Genomic DNA, 16860 nt, shown 5'->3' with positions numbered 1-16860 from the left:
TTAATCATAAACTGCTTTTTAATGCTTTGTCAAGTGCCTCGTTGACCATTCTGTCGGCGAGCTTGTTTTCTTCGCGTGGAATATGCGTGAAGCGTACCGATTTGAAGTCCTGGCGCAAGTTCCACGCCTCAATAAAGAGCGGTTGCAGGTCGGTGCTTTTAACCTTATATATCCCGTTCATTTGATTGATGATAAGCTCGCTGTCCATGTTGCAATGTATATTCGTCTCCTCTGCTTTTTCTTTGCCGAGCAACGCAATCGCTTTTTTCAGCGCGAAAATCAGCGCCTTGTACTCGGCGACATTGTTTGTTGTCTCCCCGATATATTCACCGTATGGTTTCCCTCCGACAACCGCGCCGATAGCGGCCGGGCCCGGATTCCCTCTTGCTCCGCCGTCAGTGGAGATAACCAACTCTTTGTCTGGAAAAAGCATCTGTGCTGCCATATTAGTTATTTACCGCCTTCCACGGGAACGGCGTATTTTCTGGAATCGTGAAACCCGACGCGTTTTTATGTCCTCCTCCGCCGTATTTTTGCGCGATTTTCGCAACGTCCACTTCCCCTACCGATCGGAGCGATACGCGATAATAGCCGCCACGCTTTGCCCACACAATGCTTATAGGGGGGTTACGGCGAACAAGTTCGGTTCCGATACCCGTCACAAGCATCGGCGAGTTCGCGGCAAAACACCGGAATCCCTCAAACTCAACGAGTTCAGCGTCCGCGGCAAGCTCCTGTATGATTTTTGTTTCTCGCGCAAGCACCAATTTTCCTTCGGCGATCGCGCGCTTCCGGCTCGGCGCCCCCTCAAATGTTTTCGCGAGACGGCTCCATGCGTTAAATTCATACGGATGCGCGCCGATATAAGAAAAAACTTCGCGCGTGTGCGGCAACGACCACCTTCCCAAATCGGTGTCTTCAATATATGTGAGGAGCTTCGGCATTTTTACCTTCGGATGGAAGTACGTCCACGCAAGCACCGATCCGGAGTGTTCCATTTCATACAGCGACTCATCAACCAGCCCAACCTTATCCGCGTTTGATTTATGGTGGTCAATGAGGACAATGCGCTCGTTATTCTCGCGTACAATTTTCAGTTCCGGCACGGAATAACAAAGGTCAATGAAATATACCGTCGCGCCGGAAAAATCCGTTTTCGGGACGTCACCGTGCCGATACGGAATGTAGCGCGCGCGGTTACCGAATTTTTTCCACGCCGCGAACGCGCCGCCGAAACCGTCCTTGCACTCACCGTGGTAGATAACGACGATGTCTTTTTTCATATAGTAATCACGAATATCGCGAATTGGGCTCTAAAAATAATGCGAATCGGGCCGCCGGCTCACTTTAACGCTTCAATGCCGGGCAGGTTTTTGCCGGCGAGAAATGCAAGCATCGCTCCTCCACCGGTTGAAAGCAGAGAAATTTTTTTCTGCAGACCAAGTGAACGGATGAGTTGGGTTGTTTCGCCTCCGCCGACAACGGAAAACGCTTTGCTTTTCGCGATTGCCTCGGCGATTGCGACGGAACCGTTCGCGTAACGTGTATGCTCCACGAGGCCAAGCGGGCCGTTCCACAGCACCGTTTTTGCTGTTTTGATATGTGCCGTGAAATCCGCGATTGTTTCCGGGCCGATGTCCAGTATTTTATTTTTGTCCCAAAGCCAATCGCGCATCACAACAACCTTTCTATTTTTTGCCAATCGTTTTCCAAGCGCGATAAACTCTGGATCACATACCGAATCCCCAATGTCCGTCCCTGTCGCCTTAAGTATGGTATTCGCAATGCTTCCGCCGAAAAGAAATGTATCCGCGCGTGGCAGGAATCTGCTGATAACCGGCATCTTGTCTTGCGCCTTAATGCCGCCGATGATTACCACAAACGGATGGGCCGCCTTGCTTATCATTTCTCGGAGTGTTCCGCATTCACGTTCCATGAGCAGCCCGCCATATGACGGGAGGTAGCGCGTGATTGCCACGACCGAAGCGTGCTTACGGTGCGACACCGCGAACGCGTCGTTTATATACAACGTTCCGAGCGACGCGAGCGTTTTCGCGAGCGGCGCGCTATTCGTCTCCTCGCCCATGAGCAGTCGGATATTTTCCATAAGATATACGCTTCCCGCGGGAGCCGCGCGGAGCGCATCGCGAATTTCAGCAAAGCGGAAATGATCGATGAACATCACCGCTCTTCCCAACATCCGCGCGAGCGGCGCGACATTACCACGGAGCGTTACGGATGAGTTGCCGGCCGCGGACGCGGCATTGTCCGTCGGAGTCGGCCGTCCGCGATGGCTGATCATCAGCACGCGGGCATTGCGCGACAGGAGCCACTTTAACGTTGGGATGATTGCTTCTCTGCGCCAGGAATCGTGCGTGTCTTCCACGTTTAGATCAACACGAAGAATGACAACTTCGCTCGAGAGGTCGGATGCCTGTATGTCGCGCAGTGTCTTCATGATAAATTTTATTATATACTGATGGGATGATGACCGCAACGAGAATACATTCCGAGAAGAAATCCATCGTCATCTTGGGCGCGGGTTTTGGAGGGCTCAGAACAGCAATATTACTCGCGAAAGCATTGCGTAGAGCGCGGCTCACCAACCGCTACGCGCTCTATCTCATTGACCGCAACAGCTACCATACCTATACGCCGACACTCTACGAGGTTGCGACCACATCAAAGGAAACCGCGAATTATATCCAGCTCCGCGATATCGTTACGTTTGATGTCGCCTCCCTTGTTTCCGGATTCCCTGAAATCAACTTTATCCACGATGCCATAACGGCGCTTGATCTTCCGAACGGCGACATTCATTGCGGCGGCCATGAAATGAAATTTGATTATCTTGTACTCGCGATGGGCTCCGAAACCAACTACTTTGACATTCCGGGGCTCCATGAACATTCGTTGCCGCTCAAGTCTTTTATGGACGCTATCGTGCTCCGCGACCGCGTACTTGCGCGCTACGCGGAAGGCGGAACGCTGCGTATTGTTATCGGTGGCGGTGGCTCAACCGGCGTAGAGCTTGCCGGTGAACTCCAAGGGTGGTTTACCGAACTCCGCGCGAAGATTCACCTCGCATGCGCGCCGACGGTAACAATCATTGAAGGAGCGCCTACAATACTTACAGGATATGCCTCGGGCATCATCGCAAAGGCAGCGGCGCGTTTATCGCATCTTGGCGTTACGGTTATTACAAGCGAACGCATCACGGGCGTTACCTCCGCCGAAGTAACGCTGCAAAGCGGCCATACGGCGCCGTACGACATTCTTATTTGGACCGGCGGCGTGAGAGCCGCAGCGCTCATGGGCTCCCTGCCGCTGAAGCGGGAATCAAAAGGGCGCGTTGAGGTCGCCGGCGAGATGCAGTGCTTTCCGCAGACCGGTGATTTGAAACTTTATGAGACTATCTACGGCATCGGCGACGCCGTGTGCTTTTTTGACCCGGTAACGAAAAAACCCGTGCCGCTTGTCGCGCGGGCAGCGCTTATTCAAGCGGACATTGTCGCGAGCAATATCATGCGGCAGATTCTTATCGCTGAAAAACGCCGTCATAGCGTGGCGCTGTTGCGTTATCATCCCGTAGAGTATCCGTACATCATTCCGGTTGGCGGCAAATACGCCATCGCAAAAATAGGGCCGTTTATTTTTTCAGGATTCCTCGCGTGGATCTTGAAGGGGCTTATTGAGCTTTCGTATCTTTCCTCGATACTCCCCCCTGGACGCACCGTCATCACGTGGCTCAAAGGACTTCGTATTTTTTTACGGAATGACCGGCTAGGATAATCGCGCTACTGCGTAATCACGATGGGGGTTTTTTCTGCGTCGCGGGCAAACAAATAGCCGGACGCAAAACTGATCGTGCTTATAAGGACGACGAGCGTTACGAGTATCATCTCGCGCTTATGCGCGGCAAGCCATATGTTCATATGAGTAAATCGGCGCGTTATCGGGCGCTTATATGTGCATGATCTGACACCCACAACTTACGCTTGACACACCACCCAGCATAAACTATACTGTCAGTGTACGCAAGAATAGGAGCATTTAAGCTATGGCATCTACAAAATCTACAGGCTCTACAAAGCTCGGACGCGATTCCATCTCCAAGCGTCTTGGTGTCAAAAAGAACCATGGGCAAGGCGTTCTTGCCGGTGAAATTATCATCCGCCAGCGCGGAAGCCACTTCCTGCACGGAGCCGGAGTCCGGAAGGGCGCTGACGATACACTTTACGCTATCCGCGACGGCGTGGTGGAGTTTATCCCCACGCGCAAGATCCGTTTTGACCGTAAACAGCGAACCGCGACTATTGTGTGCGTGAACCTCGCGGCGTAGTAATTCGATAACGTAATACAACAAAAACCGGTAGCCTCAGGCTACCGGTTTTTGTCGTATTAAGTAATTATTTCGCCATCGCCTCAACCACAACGCGAACCGTGCCTTTTACTCCGCGCGGAAAATGCACTTCAACCTTCTGCTCGCCGGCGTGTTTAAGTGGCCGTTCCAGCGTAACCTTGGCATCCGCGTAACCTTTGGCGCGCAGCGCGGCTTCAACCTGTTCCCCGCTCACCGCGCCGAACAGAGTCCCTTTCGCATCTCCGCGAAGCGCGAATTTCAATGTTTCTTTGCCGAGTGCCTCGGCCGCGTCGGTAAGCCGCTGCATGACCGCGCTTTCGTGTCTGCCCGCGGCAGCTTTCTCCGCAATCGCTTTTGGTGTTACTGGCGAGGCAAGTCCCTTGGCAATAAGAAAATTCCGCGCGTAACCGTCGGCGACTTCCTTTACGTCGTTGTGGCGGCCGATGCCACGGATGTCTTTCAGTAAAATCACTCTCATGGTTTCTGCGCCACTGTTTTTTCAATCATCCCCTTTATCACCTCCTGCGCTTTCTCCAGCTGCGAATCCTTTCCATTTTTAGCATCTTCGTCGGAAATCTTCACTTCATAGTCCGGCTTAATTCCGTTTTTTTCAATGAGATCGCCTTTGGGCATCAGCCAGTGCGCGACCGTAAGTTTCATACTGGAACCGTCATGTAAGCGCCTTAATTCTTGCACCGTGCCTTTGCCGAACGATTTTTCTCCGACCATTATCGCGCCGCGATTGTCCCGAAGCGCTCCGGCTAAAATTTCCGACGCGGACGCGGAACCTTGATTGATAAGTACCACAATCGGCACCGGAATAAACAACCCGTTTCCATACGCGCGAAACTGTTCTTTCGGTTGCGGAGCATCTGCGCGGAACTCTTCCGTAACCACCAGACTCCCCTGCTCCATAAACCATCCGGCGAGAGTCACGGCGACTTCAAGAAATCCTCCGGGATCGTCGCGAACGTCAACGATGAGCCCATTAACTCCATCGGCAACCAACTCTTTTGCCGCGCGCGCGAACAACCCTGGCGCATTTTCGTTAAAATTCCTAATATGGATGTAGCCGATGTGACCATCCAGCATCTTCCAGTCCATCGTCGGCACCATGATGGTGTCGCGTACAATGGAGAAATCTTTCGGTTTGTCCCACCCATCGCGAAATACATTAAGCGTTACTGATGTGCCTTTCGGGCCGCGGATGATTTTTACCGCATCCATAACGCTCATTCCGGTCGTTGATTTATCACCTACCTTTAAAATTTTGTCTCCGCTCCGGATGCCGGCTTTTTCGGATGGTGAGTCTTTGAGAGGCGCAATTACAACAATAATCTCATCGCGCGTGCCGATCTCCGCTCCGATTCCGCCAAAATTTCCGGCGACATCCTCTTCAAATTTTTGCGCGTCAGCCGGCGGGAAAAACACGCTGTTCGGATCATCCAGAGATTTCACTAAACCGCTGATGGCGGCGTATGTCATATCCCCTTCTTTTAACTCCGAACCCTTTAACGCCTCGTCTTTGATCCGGTTCCATGCTTCCCAGAACACGCTGAAATCCGCGGTCACCTTCGGATCATTTTCGATATTCGTCACCCCTTTAATGACCAGCGTCGACGGATGCGTCGTGCCAAACCAATAACTGGCAAAAGCGACCGCTCCGATAACCAAGAGCGCGGCGCAAAGTTTCGTGATGCGATTTTGAATGATGCGTGTAAATATTTTCCTCATACGTATTATATTACCCTATTTATTCTCCAAATTCTATCTCGGTAAGCAATCCGTACTCCGCGCCGCTGCGTTTTAGGCCTGATTCCATAAGGTCCACGCTCTCGGGAATAAAGCGGATACTGATCGGCATCTCTATGTTCGGAAGATTTTCCGCGCGTTCAAACCTCGCCAGTGTCAGGTGTCCGAGATATTTACGCGCCTCACGCTCAAAGCGGACACCGCGATCAGAAAGCGCGTCTTCTATTGCTGTCTTGATTTCGCCGATCGCCTCCGACGAAGCTTCGTCAGTCATTGCCCAAATCATCCGTGGCGCCTTGCCTGGCGGACCGTATGTGACGCCCGTTATCGCGATTTCCGGTGGTGTAAATTGCGGAACCAAATCCCGCATCACAGAAACAATGTCCCCGATAGTTTCATCGGTTTGATCGCCCAAAAACGTCAACGTAAAGTGTAAAAATTCCGGTGGCACAAACCGTACGGATTCCGGAAGCTCCGCGACTAAATCCGCGATATGTTTCCCTAACTCATCGCGGACTCCCGGGGCCAGGTTGATTGCGATAAAAATCCGTTTCTTTTGCATATCACTATACTATAACAAACACCCCCGCGATGGTCATCGGGGGGTGTTTGGGCCAGCCTATTTCTGTGGCGGAACTATCGGTTTTGGGTCAAACATATTTGTTGTTTCTGCGCATTACGCGACCTTTCGAAGGCTTTAGCCCGACCGATTCGGGCGCAGACGTAAAACCTTCTATATAATAATTATACCATCCGAAGACCGGTTTCTTCTTGCAAAAATTTGCATTTATGTCATTCTTTGTTTATACTGTATCTTATGCGTCCAATCCAAGAAGCATCCGGCGACTATCTCAAAACAATCGCCGACCGGAAAAACGGCGGCCATATCTTCCGCAGCTATCAGTTTATCGGCCTTGAGGTCGCAAAACTACTCGCGGATGAGCCCCATAAAGCCCTGTATATCAAGCTTGCCAAGCAGTTCGGAACGGAAAAAATGATGACACTCGCGAAATCTGTTGCCGAAATTAACAATATCCGCAACAAAGGCGCGTATTTTATGAAATTATTGTATAGCAATGAACATTCTCACGATAAAAAATAAAAAGGAGGAATCCGTACTCCGCGTGAAGACCGCTCCGTTCGATTTCGCGTTTTATACAAAACCGCAAATTACGGAGCTTTTGCGTACGATGCGAACAACGATGACGGCGGCTTCTGGCGTTGGGCTCGCGGCAAACCAGATCGGCCTTAACAGCTCAGTGTTTGTGGCCCTGGTACATAACAAGTTTTATGCTGTTTTTAATCCGGTTATTACCGAGATGTCCGTGGAAACCGAGATGCTTGACGAAGGCTGTTTGAGTGTCCCTGGGACCTACGGACCGACTTCTCGCGCCGCAAGAGTGACACTCATTGGCGCCGACCGCAACAGCCGTCCGCTCAAGATAAAGGCGCGCGGTCTTCTGGCGCGGGTGTTTCAGCACGAAGTTGACCACCTTAATGGGGTTCTTTTCATAGATAAAGCGAAGGAACTCCATAAAATTTCTAATATCTAAGGACTCGTTATCAAATTTATTGTAGCCCTTCGACAAGCTCAGGGAATAAAAATTTTAGCTCCTGAGTTTATCGAAGGACAACCTTGTTTATGAAGTATATTTTTTTCGGCAGCCCACGTTTCGCCGAGATTATCCTCGAAAAACTCATCGACGCGAGCATGCCGCCTGCGGCGGTTATCTGCAATCCCGATCGGCCATTCGGGCGGAAAAAAGTCCTGACTCCCCCACCGGTAAAAGTTTTGGCGCAATCACATGGCATTCCGGTCCTGCAGCCAGAAAAGTTGGACGAGGGTTTCAAGCTCCAAGTCTCAGGTTTTAAGCCCGACTTCGCCGTCGTCGCCGCGTACGCAAAAATTCTCCCACAATCAATCATCGGCCTGCCTCGTTTGGGAACAATAGGAGTCCACCCGTCACTCCTTCCGCGCTACCGCGGAGCGTCACCGATCCAATCCGTGATACTTTCAGGGGAAGCCGAAACCGGCGTCACTTTATTCATGCTGGATGAAAAAGTTGACCACGGAGCACTACTCGCAACACGCGCGCTGCCTATCGCAGCTCGCGAAACTTATGAAACGTTGCTGCAAAAACTAGGAGGTTTAAGCGGCGAGCTTCTCGCTGATACGCTTCCTCGTTTTGTCACGGGGAACATTGCTCCGCGCGCGCAGAATGAGGACGCCGCGACATACACAAAAAAGTTTTCCACTGAGAATGGTTTTGTAGATTTCGCGAAGGATGATCCTGCGGTAATTGACCGGAAAATCCGCGCGTTAACTCCCGACCCGGGCGTCTATACGCTTGTGGAAAAAAAAGGAAAGCGCGTCCGCTTGAAACTTCTTGAAGCCGAAATCCGCGACGGATGCCTTGTCCCCACACTCATCCAATACGAGGGAGGGAAGCAAATACGACCATAGCCGGATTCTCGCCTTTGAAGACTATAATGTGTCTCCGAGCTTCGCTCTTGGACACAACCGAGCGGATTTGAAGCGCTATCCGTGGATAACGCCGTGAGTTTGTTTTGGCAGGGGAATCGTAAAGTACACCGTTGTCCCATCGCGCTTGTCGGATGTTATCCAGATTCGCCCGCCATTCAACTCCACTCCGGCCTTCGCAATAAAGAGGCCAAGCCCCGATCCTGATGGCTTGATTGCCTCCGCTTCGGGCAGTCGGTGAAATCTTTGAAACATATCCGGCAATTCGTTTTCCGGAATAACCGGACCACGATTGTTCACGCTTACCTCATACTCGCTCTCAAGTTTCTTGAGTGCCACCGTAACGGTTGAATTTTCATCCCCATAACTTATCGCGTTGTCTAAGATGTTCTGGAACGCGCGGTCCAGGTACTCGTTGCATATGCGCACCGGTTCCACTTCATGCGGCGCGGTGAACACCAATTCCTGATTTTTTACCGCTGCCATCGGGCGCAAGGTATCTACGATAATTTCAAACGCATGCCGCGGATTGCATTCGCTGATTTCCAGATGTTGCTCCCCGCCCAAGAGCGCCGCCGCGCCAAGAAAATTATTGACTAAGTTTAACGCGCGCTCGTCCGCCTCCATAATTGCGGCGAGTTTTTTATGCTGGCTTTCGGTCAGATTCTTGCCTTCCATGCGCTGCAATTCCTCCGTAACAAACTTGATAACCGAAAGCGGCGTGCGCAGCTGGTGCACGATTACCGCGATGAATTCCTGCCCGCCCGCGACGTCCGGTGACTTCTTCACGTTGCCCACACTTTGTCTTTTGAGATATTCCATCACCTTATCGTAACATCGTCGGTATTCACCGGCAACGCAATAAAGAATGTCGCGCCCTTTCCGCGTCCGGCTGACTCAACCCATAGCGTGCCGCCGTGCTGGGCAACAAATGTTTCCGCGATAAACATGCCCAACCCCATGCCGTCCGGAGCAATGAGACGCGCTTCCTCACTGCGGAAAAACTTATCAAAAATCCGTTTCTTCTCTTCGTCGGTCAGTCCGAGGCCGGTATCGGAAACCGAAAGTACAAAATGCTTTTTCCCGTTCAACGTCCGGTTTTCCGAGTGAATGACAATGTGGCCGTCTTCCGGAGTATAGGTAATCGCGTTTTGAATAAGCACCTGAATCGCTTTTTGAATTTTCTTCGCGTCGCATAAAATCAGCGACGCGTTGCCGGAAAGTTCAAGTTTCACGTCTAAATGCTTATCTTGAATTTGGTGCTGTAGCGACGACACAATGTCAACGGAAAGCGTGTGCACTTCGCACGCGCTCTTTTGCAGGCCGCCCTTCTCGCTTTGGATGGCAAGCACGGTCAGCACGTCGTCCAGCTGGCCGGCAATAAAGATCGCGTTATGGTGCGCGTTCGTCAAGAATTCCACGCGCTTCGCCTCCTCCAGATTTTTCTGCTGCAGCAGTTCCAGACTCCAACGAATGGCGGAAATCGGCGTGCGCATCTGATGCGAAACAACGGAAATAAACTGCGACTTCATCTCATCGCTCTCTTTTAAGTCGTTGTAGAGGCGCGCGTTTTGTATCGCGATGCCGGACTCCGAAGAAAAAATGGAAAGCAGTCCTATATCTTTACTGCTATAGAGATCCCCTGCGCGCTTTGGCCCAAGCGCCAAAATCGCGACTTCGTCACCGCCGACGCGGATAGGAATCATCAGCGCGATGTCGTATTTCCGCAACACATCAAGCCCTTCGGGGTTATTGTGAATATCCTCAAACGTCACGATGTTCTGGTCCGCGATTGTCTGGCTATGCAACAGGGAATCCAGCGGCGCCTGGCGCAATGCTTCCTCGTCGTACCCCACACCCTTCGCGCCGACAACCGCGTGATGGTCAAGAAGCAGAAAAGCGGCTTTACTGACGCGCATTTCAGCAATAAGCGTACCCAACACCTTTTTTGCCAGCTCGCCAAGATCAATGGTTTCAATCATGTGTCGCGTGAGGGTTCCGAGCAGCGCGTCCGCGTCATACTGCGCCTTGAAAAAGATCCGATCAGTCAACTTTTCAATGCGCCGGCGCACGGGCTGAAACGTTAGCGCCGCGATTCCGGCAAGCAGCACGCTTAACGCCACAACACGCGGCTCAACCGAACCCCCGAGCACGAGCGTTGTAAACCCGAAGAGCACTCCGGTGTAAAGGAAGCCGAGTATAACGATAAGCAAGGTGTATGACACCGCGCGCGCAATGACCGGCTTAATATCCAGGAAACGATGCTTCACGATAGATGCCGCGACAAACGCCATAAGAATCACGGGCACGATGGGGCCCAAAAAAACAAACGCGGATGTTTTTCCCAGTACGACGGTCAGGTTGGACGCGACGCCCATAATCGCGAACGTGAAAAGAATTCCGAAAAGAAAGTATTGCAGCTGCGCCTTTTCCTTGCCGCTTGTTTTCCGATATTTGTATATGAGCCAAATGATGCTCCAGAAAAACAGTCCGCCGAAATCCAGCACAAATACGGGCATGCCGATTCCCGGAGTCGGAATCGGTTCGCCGCTTATGTATTCCAGCTTCTCAAACACCAACGGCGTCATCGCAAGCGTCGCCGAGAGAAACATGAGTATGAGCAACGGCGCGAGATAACGCTTGCGGAGCGTGATGGTGTCGCGCGGAAATGTATGCACGAGCAAAAAAAGCATCGGCCCGATAAACGACGTCACAAACATAACAACACGGATCCAAAATAACTGGTTGTCGCTGGTCGCGACCGGCGGATGAAGCGATAAATAATTAACGACGATATACGTATCAATAAGCGCCGCGATGACCGCGAACAGACGATGCGTGGCGCTATTCGGATTACGCAAATACACCATCAGCCCCAAATATGTTGAGGACACAAACGCGATAAGGCCGAGGATGAGCTCCACCCGCTGGCTGATAAGCGGCGCGAATGCAGTTGCGCTTTCCATACCCTGTGCTACAACTTCGATTTATGTTTGTAATATGCGACAAGCGATGCTATTGAAAAGATGGGCATGTTCATATCAATATTCAGAATCTTTTGCCATGCACCCCACGATCGAAGTTGTTGCACGGGGCATACATTCATTATAGCGTATCGGTGCGTATTTCCTCAGCCGGTGACTCCGCCCGCATGCTATGATTGCAGTATGGACACAATAAGCGACGCTCGGCGCCTCAATGTCTACAATCGGCGGGATTTTGCCGCGCTTCCAGCACTTCAGCAGCTCCGCATACTTATTGCCGCGGGGCACCTTGCTCCATCAACGCACAACACGCAACCCTGGCGATTTTTTCTTCGTCCCGACACAATGACCATTGACGTTTTTCTCCATCGCCCGGGAGTACTCCCCGCGTCCGACGTCCGCGGACGGCAGGCGATGGTAAGCATCGGCTGCGCGATTGAACATATCCGTACCGCGGCCGCTCACTACGGCTTTATCGCGGCTATTGATATCGCGCCGCTACTTCCGGCGCAAGTCAGACCGTCAGCTAATGCCGCGCGCGTTCCCCCGCTCCACGTCGCAACCATACAGCTACAACACGGTGATGCGAAATGCGAAGAAAAAGTTTTTCGCGCGATTTTTACACGCAAAGTTGTCCGGGCCGAGTTTGACCCCGCTAAACCGCTTCCGACGGATCTTGTCGCGCGCGCCAAAGCCGCGATTGCCGATACTCCGATCGCGCTGCATTGTGTTACCGACCCCGTCCGCCGGCTGGCCATGGCCGAGTTTCAAGGACAAGCCGACGGCTATGTCATTAACTCGCCCAAGTTCAGCAGAGAACTTGGCGCCTGGCTTTTGCCGAACGATACCATTTCCCGCGTCGGCATGCCGGGGAACAATTTCGGATTAAGCGACGCGCAAGCGCTCCGGATGCATAAAGGACTTTTGGGAGATGGCCACCTTGAACCCGAAGACGGGCTACGGTTTGCCATGGCAGGAAAACTCGGTATTGAAAAATCGCCGCTCATCGCGGTCTTGACCGGTGCCGCGGACGATCCTCAAGCGTGGATTTACGCCGGCATAGCCCTTGAACGACTGTTGCTGCTTTTTACCGGCGACGGCGTTGCCACCGCCATACATGCCGGAATCGTGGAAGTCGCGCTGATTAACCGCATTTTCGCGGCGACGCTCGGCACCACGCGCAAAATGCTCGCGCTGTTCCGCGCGGGATACCCGAAGCGCGCCGAGGACGGACTCCGGCCGTTTGCGCCGCGGTTGCCGCTGAATGAAATAATCCTTACCTCCGATCCGGAGGAAACCGTTTAGCTTCAAACGTGCGCTTATTAAAAAAAACTCGTGGCGGATACGTCTCTCCCAAAAGAATCCGCGCGGCTGTTTCCGCGACAATGCCCGCGGCAACAGCTATGGTTGACCCGAGTTGCGGAATGATGGTGGATGTCGGGATTTCCGTTTTGCCTTCAATAACCAACGCAAGTTCACCCTGGCGGTATTGGGTCCCGAGTAACGCGTCTACAAACGCGAAAAACGTCTTGCGGTCACCGGGATTACCGTACACCGCGTTCATTTTCTCGTACAGCTCTTCGTCGCTTGTGCCATACGTGAGCGGCAACGCACCGTCCAAATCGTAGCGCGATATATCAAGCTGTACCGCGGATCCCACGTCTGTCGCCATGATAAGCGGCACCCTTCGGCGACGCGCCTCCTCACGAAGCAACAACTTGATACGCGGGTCATCAACCTCTTCTATGAGTATGTTTATCGGCGGTTCTTCTCCTTCGCCTTCAAAAAATCGGGCGATATTTTTTTCGGTAATCCCTTCGTTGTATACATACACGTTGAGGTACGGGTCAATGGAATACAGTTGCGCGGCGGTTACGTCGGCCTTATTGCGGAGCATCATATCCGCGACAGCTTCACGATCCGCGTTCGGACGTACCATGTCCCAATAACCCAGCCGCACGCGGTTGATATTTTCCATCTTATACAAGGATTTATCCGCGATTTTAAGATTGTCGGGCCGAATATCCATGGCAACGGCGTGGATAATGCTTCCTCCGACAGATGCGCCCGCAACCGCAATCACAGAGGCGTCAAAAATATCCCGTATTTCACGCCACGAGAGCTCGCCGATCGGATCAGAAATAAGCTTCGCGTTGCTCGCGACCGCCACCACGCGATGCCAATACTTTGGGCAATAGCGCACTAAGTCGTTCCGCTCCGCGTAATACGCGTACACGCCATAGGTAACTCCGGCGCCCGTGTTGCCCATTGCCTCCGCGTACCGGTTCCACTCGTCGTTAAACTCGTCGCGCAGCGTATGCCCTCCCGCGCCGACAACCGGAGAGGTTGCCGCCGCAGTCAGGCGTTCATTTAATCCGAAAATTGTTGCCTGCGTTACATCGTACTGATGATCGGGTGGCACATGTCGCTGGCTTCCGTCGGGAAGACGGACAAGCGCCTCGCCCGCCTTGCCATACCGTACCGCTCCGCTTGCGTCGGCCGCGGCGGCATCCAACAGTATTGGTTTCACGCTACCCATGGCATTACAACTTTGCTATACCGGCATCTCGGCAAAACATCGCGACGCTCGCCGACCACGCAACACTTGTCATCATGTGCAACGCGGGACCGTCGGGCACCCTACTCACCCTGCGGCGCAATTCTTCGCCGGAAATTTTTGCGGCATGGAGCGGCCCCTCCGCGGAAAGCAACTTCCCCAACCCATGAAGCGCCGAGATGTGCATATCATCAAACCGCAGTAACGCTTCCGGATCAGCTGTTTCGCCTAAATAATGCGCAAGCGTTGCGTGTGATATGTCGCCACGACGCACAACACCGCGCAATGCGCCGAGCAGCTTCTTTATATCCAAAAAATATTGTGGAAACCGGTGGCAATACGATGCCGCAAACCCGTCGCGGGCGAGCCGTACCGGCGCCCTTAGTCCCAGCGTCCGATGCGCCGGAACAAAGCGCATCGCGGCGCGCTTTTTCCCTTTAGTGTATGTAAGCGCCCGGCCAACCAGCGCGTCGTGCATCAGCGTTGTCACATGGGAGAACTCCTGCGCCGCGCGATTGCCGGCGTTAAAAAACGCGTCATTCATTGCCGTAAACGCTAACGCCGTGTACGCGTGCTTTACCCGACGCGTTTCTCCTTGCTTATCGCTTGCGCGCGTTGGATACGGAGGAATGCCGCACACGCGGGAGATGGATACCAACGACGGCGTGCCCTCCGGACGCGGAAACTTTTTCTGCACCCAATAGTCAATAGCCCTTCCTTTGTGCGCGCAGAGTTTTAAATCATCGTAGCCATACGGCGTTCCACGCCATGGGATAAAACGAGCGCTCAGCCATTCTTCCGTCGGGATTTTATTTTCTCCGCGGCCGTCGCTATAGCGAATACGCGCGAGGTATACCGCGGCTTTACGATCCAGCGCGTCCAACGGCGGATAATCCCCATAACGGTAATACGAGCCGCGCGCGTCAATGGCAAGACGGAATAATGAGGGGTTTACCCACGACGGATGATACAAATGCTTGGCGCAGAACACATCAATCGCTACCCCGCCCGCGCAATAGCGCGCGGCGGGCTTCGGAAGCTCGCGTATGAGCGCGCGCAACGCCCGCGGCTCGAGACGCGGCACTATTTCGAGATACGGATCGCGCTGCAGAGCGAGTGCCGCGTCAGCGCGTGATGGTTTTTTGCGCGTCATAGAACTTAATCAACTGTACTCATTGGTGATGCGCCCGTCTTCTAAAGCCCTAATACTTGTTTCACTTTTGCTGCAACCTCGGCCAACGAACTATTTGCCTTCACAAGATAATCCACGACGCGCAGCCCCATCTGCTCAATCCACGCCTTCTCCCCGACAAGATTACTAAATACAATCACCGGGACGTTTCTCGCGGGCGAGGACTCGTCCTGCATCGCCTTCAACACCGCGACGCCGTTCATCTCCGGAAGCACGATGTCCAAGAGCACTACGTCGGGCGTCATCGTCTGGAGCATTTTCAGCGCTTCGTTGCCGTTATAGGCGTTCTTCACGTCGTACCCCACGCCGCCCAAATACTCCCCGATTGCCTCCGCGAGCGGCTTTTCATCCTCAACAACGAGAACAATCTTTTTATTTTTTCCAGCGTCTTCACCCATGACTAGAAGTGTACCACGAGATTAAAAACCTATCTCGAACATATCCCCACTTTTCCGGAATTCAGCGCGACACCGTTATAACCGCGCCAAGCTCCGCGTATGGCGCCGCGATGGTGATGATTCCCGTCGTTGAACTTGCGCGCACCGTGTACCTCGAATCATAACTGCTGACGCTGACGTAGCTTGCCCCCGGCGCCGCAGGATCATAAGGAAATGTAGCGAGATATGCGGGAACGAGACACGGCGCAATATTATAATTACCCGAGCTCGTCGCCATTATTGTCGCCGCATTCGTGGGAAGCGCCCCGCCGGTACACGTAAAAACGCCCCTATTATCCGCGATTTTCTGCCCGATGGCGTTCGCGATGGCGTTAATATCCGCGCTACGCCGCGTATTGCGCGCCGAAGCGAATTGAGCCGAGGGATTTAGCCACACCATCGCCACGCCGGCCGTAATCATCACGAGCGCGCTCGCGATGATAAGTTCAATAAGCGTAAACCCCGTGCTACAAGCGGTGGAAGGTTGAGTTGTTCCGAACTTCTTTAATATACGCGATGACGAGCTTGGCATAAGATGTGTTATAAGATAAATAATTTTGCGCTTCGCCACCGCTTGTAGCACAGGGTAAATCCTTTGCGATTCATATCATCAGTCTACGGGAGTACGGTCAGCTCCTCAAGTGAGATATGCTGTAATTTCGAATTCACAGTAAATTTGAGGTTTGTAGTCGCGCGTGAAACGACCGCCTTCGTTTTAATAACCGTGTTCGGCGGCACACTCTCAATAGGGAAAATCGTACAGGTCGTACCACCGACGCTGACCGTTTCGTTTCCGGCGTAGGCAGGATCCGCGCGAAGGCGGAGTAACGCAACGTCATCGCATGAACGCGCGATAACAAAACTCGTTTTCTTATTGAGATACTCTAACCGATTAAACCGCGCGAGGAGCGTTCGTGTGCCGAGCGCTGCCGACACAAAAAGCGCGATAAGCGAAAAAATGAGCGCGACGGTGATCGCGAGATAGCCGGCTTCGCGACGGTCATCAAATGAAACAATAGAACAACGAAGCAACGAAGCAACGCCTCTCCGCCCTTTTGCTTTTATGTTTTTTTGTTTTTTTGCTTCCATGTTT

20 protein-coding genes are annotated in these 16860 nt (G+C 52.7%); 6 read left to right on the top strand and 14 right to left on the bottom strand.

What is annotated here, in order from left to right; translation table 11 throughout:
* Positions 1 to 4: 4 nt before the first annotated feature.
* The 3 genes from Q7R85_01455 to pgk are packed head-to-tail and all read right to left on the bottom strand — an operon-like array spanning position 5 to position 2458.
* Positions 5 to 445 carry a ribonuclease HI family protein gene (locus tag Q7R85_01455; protein MDO8584769.1) on the bottom strand — a complete coding sequence of 147 codons (441 nt, stop codon included), beginning with the start codon at positions 443 to 445 and terminating at the stop codon, positions 5 to 7.
* A gap of 1 nt (position 446) precedes the next feature.
* Entirely contained in the window at positions 447 to 1283 is an 837-nt protein-coding gene (locus tag Q7R85_01450; protein ID MDO8584768.1) for a DHHA1 domain-containing protein, read from the bottom strand.
* A gap of 59 nt (positions 1284 to 1342) precedes the next feature.
* Positions 1343 to 2458: a phosphoglycerate kinase gene (gene pgk, locus Q7R85_01445; GenBank protein ID MDO8584767.1), complete on the bottom strand. Its 1116-nt coding sequence runs from the start codon at positions 2456 to 2458 to the stop codon at positions 1343 to 1345.
* Between the two features lie 26 nt (positions 2459 to 2484).
* Here pgk and Q7R85_01440 point away from each other — a divergent pair, with 26 nt between their 5' ends.
* On the top strand, positions 2485 to 3792 hold the full coding sequence (locus Q7R85_01440; GenBank protein MDO8584766.1) for an FAD-dependent oxidoreductase: 1308 nt from the start codon (positions 2485 to 2487) through the stop codon (positions 3790 to 3792).
* A gap of 5 nt (positions 3793 to 3797) precedes the next feature.
* Here Q7R85_01440 and Q7R85_01435 read toward each other — a convergent pair whose 3' ends face one another.
* Positions 3798 to 3935, bottom strand: coding sequence for a hypothetical protein (locus Q7R85_01435; GenBank protein ID MDO8584765.1), 138 nt, complete (start codon positions 3933 to 3935; stop codon positions 3798 to 3800).
* Positions 3936 to 4060: 125 nt separating this feature from the next.
* Between Q7R85_01435 and rpmA the strand changes: the two genes are divergently transcribed.
* Positions 4061 to 4342: a 50S ribosomal protein L27 gene (gene rpmA / locus Q7R85_01430; protein MDO8584764.1), complete on the top strand. Its 282-nt coding sequence runs from the start codon at positions 4061 to 4063 to the stop codon at positions 4340 to 4342.
* A 67-nt stretch (positions 4343 to 4409) separates the two neighbouring features.
* Here rpmA and rplI read toward each other — a convergent pair whose 3' ends face one another.
* The 3 genes from rplI to thpR are packed head-to-tail and all read right to left on the bottom strand — an operon-like array spanning position 4410 to position 6677.
* A complete protein-coding gene (rplI, locus tag Q7R85_01425) occupies positions 4410 to 4841 on the bottom strand; it encodes a 50S ribosomal protein L9 (GenBank protein ID MDO8584763.1) in 432 nt (143 codons plus the stop codon).
* Entirely contained in the window at positions 4838 to 6097 is a 1260-nt protein-coding gene (locus Q7R85_01420) for a S41 family peptidase (protein MDO8584762.1), read from the bottom strand. Before Q7R85_01420 ends, rplI begins: the two co-directional genes overlap by 4 nt.
* Before the next feature lie 19 nt (positions 6098 to 6116).
* The gene (gene thpR / locus Q7R85_01415; GenBank protein MDO8584761.1) at positions 6117 to 6677 is read right to left on the bottom strand and encodes an RNA 2',3'-cyclic phosphodiesterase; all 561 of its coding nucleotides are present in this window, start codon (positions 6675 to 6677) and stop codon (positions 6117 to 6119) included.
* Between the two features lie 255 nt (positions 6678 to 6932).
* Between thpR and Q7R85_01410 the strand changes: the two genes are divergently transcribed.
* The 3 genes from Q7R85_01410 to fmt all read left to right on the top strand — a co-directional run bounded on the left by Q7R85_01410 (position 6933) and on the right by fmt (position 8579).
* The gene (locus tag Q7R85_01410; GenBank protein MDO8584760.1) at positions 6933 to 7217 is read left to right on the top strand and encodes a hypothetical protein; all 285 of its coding nucleotides are present in this window, start codon (positions 6933 to 6935) and stop codon (positions 7215 to 7217) included.
* Positions 7192 to 7668, top strand: coding sequence for a peptide deformylase (gene def / locus Q7R85_01405; GenBank protein ID MDO8584759.1), 477 nt, complete (start codon positions 7192 to 7194; stop codon positions 7666 to 7668). Before Q7R85_01410 ends, def begins: the two co-directional genes overlap by 26 nt.
* Positions 7669 to 7757: 89 nt before the next feature.
* Positions 7758 to 8579: a methionyl-tRNA formyltransferase gene (fmt, locus tag Q7R85_01400; protein ID MDO8584758.1), complete on the top strand. Its 822-nt coding sequence runs from the start codon at positions 7758 to 7760 to the stop codon at positions 8577 to 8579.
* 75 nt (positions 8580 to 8654) lie between these two features.
* Here fmt and Q7R85_01395 read toward each other — a convergent pair whose 3' ends face one another.
* Positions 8655 to 9419, bottom strand: coding sequence for a HAMP domain-containing sensor histidine kinase (locus tag Q7R85_01395; protein MDO8584757.1), 765 nt, complete (start codon positions 9417 to 9419; stop codon positions 8655 to 8657).
* The gene (locus Q7R85_01390) at positions 9419 to 11563 is read right to left on the bottom strand and encodes an ATP-binding protein (GenBank protein MDO8584756.1); all 2145 of its coding nucleotides are present in this window, start codon (positions 11561 to 11563) and stop codon (positions 9419 to 9421) included. The genes Q7R85_01395 and Q7R85_01390 overlap by 1 nt, the downstream gene beginning before the upstream one ends.
* A gap of 201 nt (positions 11564 to 11764) precedes the next feature.
* Between Q7R85_01390 and Q7R85_01385 the strand changes: the two genes are divergently transcribed.
* A complete protein-coding gene (locus Q7R85_01385; GenBank protein MDO8584755.1) occupies positions 11765 to 12886 on the top strand; it encodes a hypothetical protein in 1122 nt (373 codons plus the stop codon).
* On the opposite strand, the gene Q7R85_01380 is transcribed toward Q7R85_01385, so the two are convergent.
* The 5 genes from Q7R85_01380 to Q7R85_01360 form a co-directional block, all read right to left on the bottom strand.
* The gene (locus tag Q7R85_01380; GenBank protein MDO8584754.1) at positions 12858 to 14120 is read right to left on the bottom strand and encodes a ThiF family adenylyltransferase; all 1263 of its coding nucleotides are present in this window, start codon (positions 14118 to 14120) and stop codon (positions 12858 to 12860) included. The two genes, Q7R85_01385 and Q7R85_01380, sit on opposite strands and share 29 nt — an antisense overlap.
* Positions 14121 to 14124: 4 nt before the next feature.
* Positions 14125 to 15291, bottom strand: coding sequence for a hypothetical protein (locus tag Q7R85_01375; protein ID MDO8584753.1), 1167 nt, complete (start codon positions 15289 to 15291; stop codon positions 14125 to 14127).
* 41 nt (positions 15292 to 15332) lie between these two features.
* The gene (locus Q7R85_01370) at positions 15333 to 15728 is read right to left on the bottom strand and encodes a response regulator (protein ID MDO8584752.1); all 396 of its coding nucleotides are present in this window, start codon (positions 15726 to 15728) and stop codon (positions 15333 to 15335) included.
* A gap of 61 nt (positions 15729 to 15789) precedes the next feature.
* Positions 15790 to 16299: a prepilin-type N-terminal cleavage/methylation domain-containing protein gene (locus Q7R85_01365; GenBank protein ID MDO8584751.1), complete on the bottom strand. Its 510-nt coding sequence runs from the start codon at positions 16297 to 16299 to the stop codon at positions 15790 to 15792.
* Positions 16300 to 16382: 83 nt separating this feature from the next.
* The gene (locus tag Q7R85_01360) at positions 16383 to 16856 is read right to left on the bottom strand and encodes a hypothetical protein (GenBank protein ID MDO8584750.1); all 474 of its coding nucleotides are present in this window, start codon (positions 16854 to 16856) and stop codon (positions 16383 to 16385) included.
* Between the last annotated feature and the right edge of the window lie 4 nt (positions 16857 to 16860).

This window comes from bacterium (genome assembly GCA_030649055.1).
GTDB lineage: Bacteria > Patescibacteriota > Minisyncoccia > UBA6257 > JAUSGH01 > JAUSGH01.
Note: the sequence above shows the minus strand (reverse complement) of the source record. Positions and strands in the feature narration are given on the sequence as shown.

Excerpts from the sequence above, each read along its gene's own strand:
- Q7R85_01455 (MDO8584769.1), bottom strand. The coding sequence starts at position 445 with ATGGCAGCACAGATGCTTTTTCCAGACAAAGAGTTGGTTATCTCCACT.
- Q7R85_01450 (MDO8584768.1), bottom strand. The coding sequence starts at position 1,283 with ATGAAAAAAGACATCGTCGTTATCTACCACGGTGAGTGCAAGGACGGT.
- pgk (MDO8584767.1), bottom strand. The coding sequence starts at position 2,458 with ATGAAGACACTGCGCGACATACAGGCATCCGACCTCTCGAGCGAAGTT.
- Q7R85_01440 (MDO8584766.1), top strand. The coding sequence starts at position 2,485 with ATGATGACCGCAACGAGAATACATTCCGAGAAGAAATCCATCGTCATC.
- Q7R85_01435 (MDO8584765.1), bottom strand. The coding sequence starts at position 3,935 with ATGAACATATGGCTTGCCGCGCATAAGCGCGAGATGATACTCGTAACG.
- rpmA (MDO8584764.1), top strand. The coding sequence starts at position 4,061 with ATGGCATCTACAAAATCTACAGGCTCTACAAAGCTCGGACGCGATTCC.
- rplI (MDO8584763.1), bottom strand. The coding sequence starts at position 4,841 with ATGAGAGTGATTTTACTGAAAGACATCCGTGGCATCGGCCGCCACAAC.
- Q7R85_01420 (MDO8584762.1), bottom strand. The coding sequence starts at position 6,097 with ATGAGGAAAATATTTACACGCATCATTCAAAATCGCATCACGAAACTT.
- thpR (MDO8584761.1), bottom strand. The coding sequence starts at position 6,677 with ATGCAAAAGAAACGGATTTTTATCGCAATCAACCTGGCCCCGGGAGTC.
- Q7R85_01410 (MDO8584760.1), top strand. The coding sequence starts at position 6,933 with ATGCGTCCAATCCAAGAAGCATCCGGCGACTATCTCAAAACAATCGCC.
- def (MDO8584759.1), top strand. The coding sequence starts at position 7,192 with ATGAACATTCTCACGATAAAAAATAAAAAGGAGGAATCCGTACTCCGC.
- fmt (MDO8584758.1), top strand. The coding sequence starts at position 7,758 with ATGAAGTATATTTTTTTCGGCAGCCCACGTTTCGCCGAGATTATCCTC.
- Q7R85_01395 (MDO8584757.1), bottom strand. The coding sequence starts at position 9,419 with ATGGAATATCTCAAAAGACAAAGTGTGGGCAACGTGAAGAAGTCACCG.
- Q7R85_01390 (MDO8584756.1), bottom strand. The coding sequence starts at position 11,563 with ATGGAAAGCGCAACTGCATTCGCGCCGCTTATCAGCCAGCGGGTGGAG.
- Q7R85_01385 (MDO8584755.1), top strand. The coding sequence starts at position 11,765 with ATGGACACAATAAGCGACGCTCGGCGCCTCAATGTCTACAATCGGCGG.
- Q7R85_01380 (MDO8584754.1), bottom strand. The coding sequence starts at position 14,120 with ATGGGTAGCGTGAAACCAATACTGTTGGATGCCGCCGCGGCCGACGCA.
- Q7R85_01375 (MDO8584753.1), bottom strand. The coding sequence starts at position 15,291 with ATGACGCGCAAAAAACCATCACGCGCTGACGCGGCACTCGCTCTGCAG.
- Q7R85_01370 (MDO8584752.1), bottom strand. The coding sequence starts at position 15,728 with ATGGGTGAAGACGCTGGAAAAAATAAAAAGATTGTTCTCGTTGTTGAG.
- Q7R85_01365 (MDO8584751.1), bottom strand. The coding sequence starts at position 16,299 with ATGCCAAGCTCGTCATCGCGTATATTAAAGAAGTTCGGAACAACTCAA.
- Q7R85_01360 (MDO8584750.1), bottom strand. The coding sequence starts at position 16,856 with ATGGAAGCAAAAAAACAAAAAAACATAAAAGCAAAAGGGCGGAGAGGC.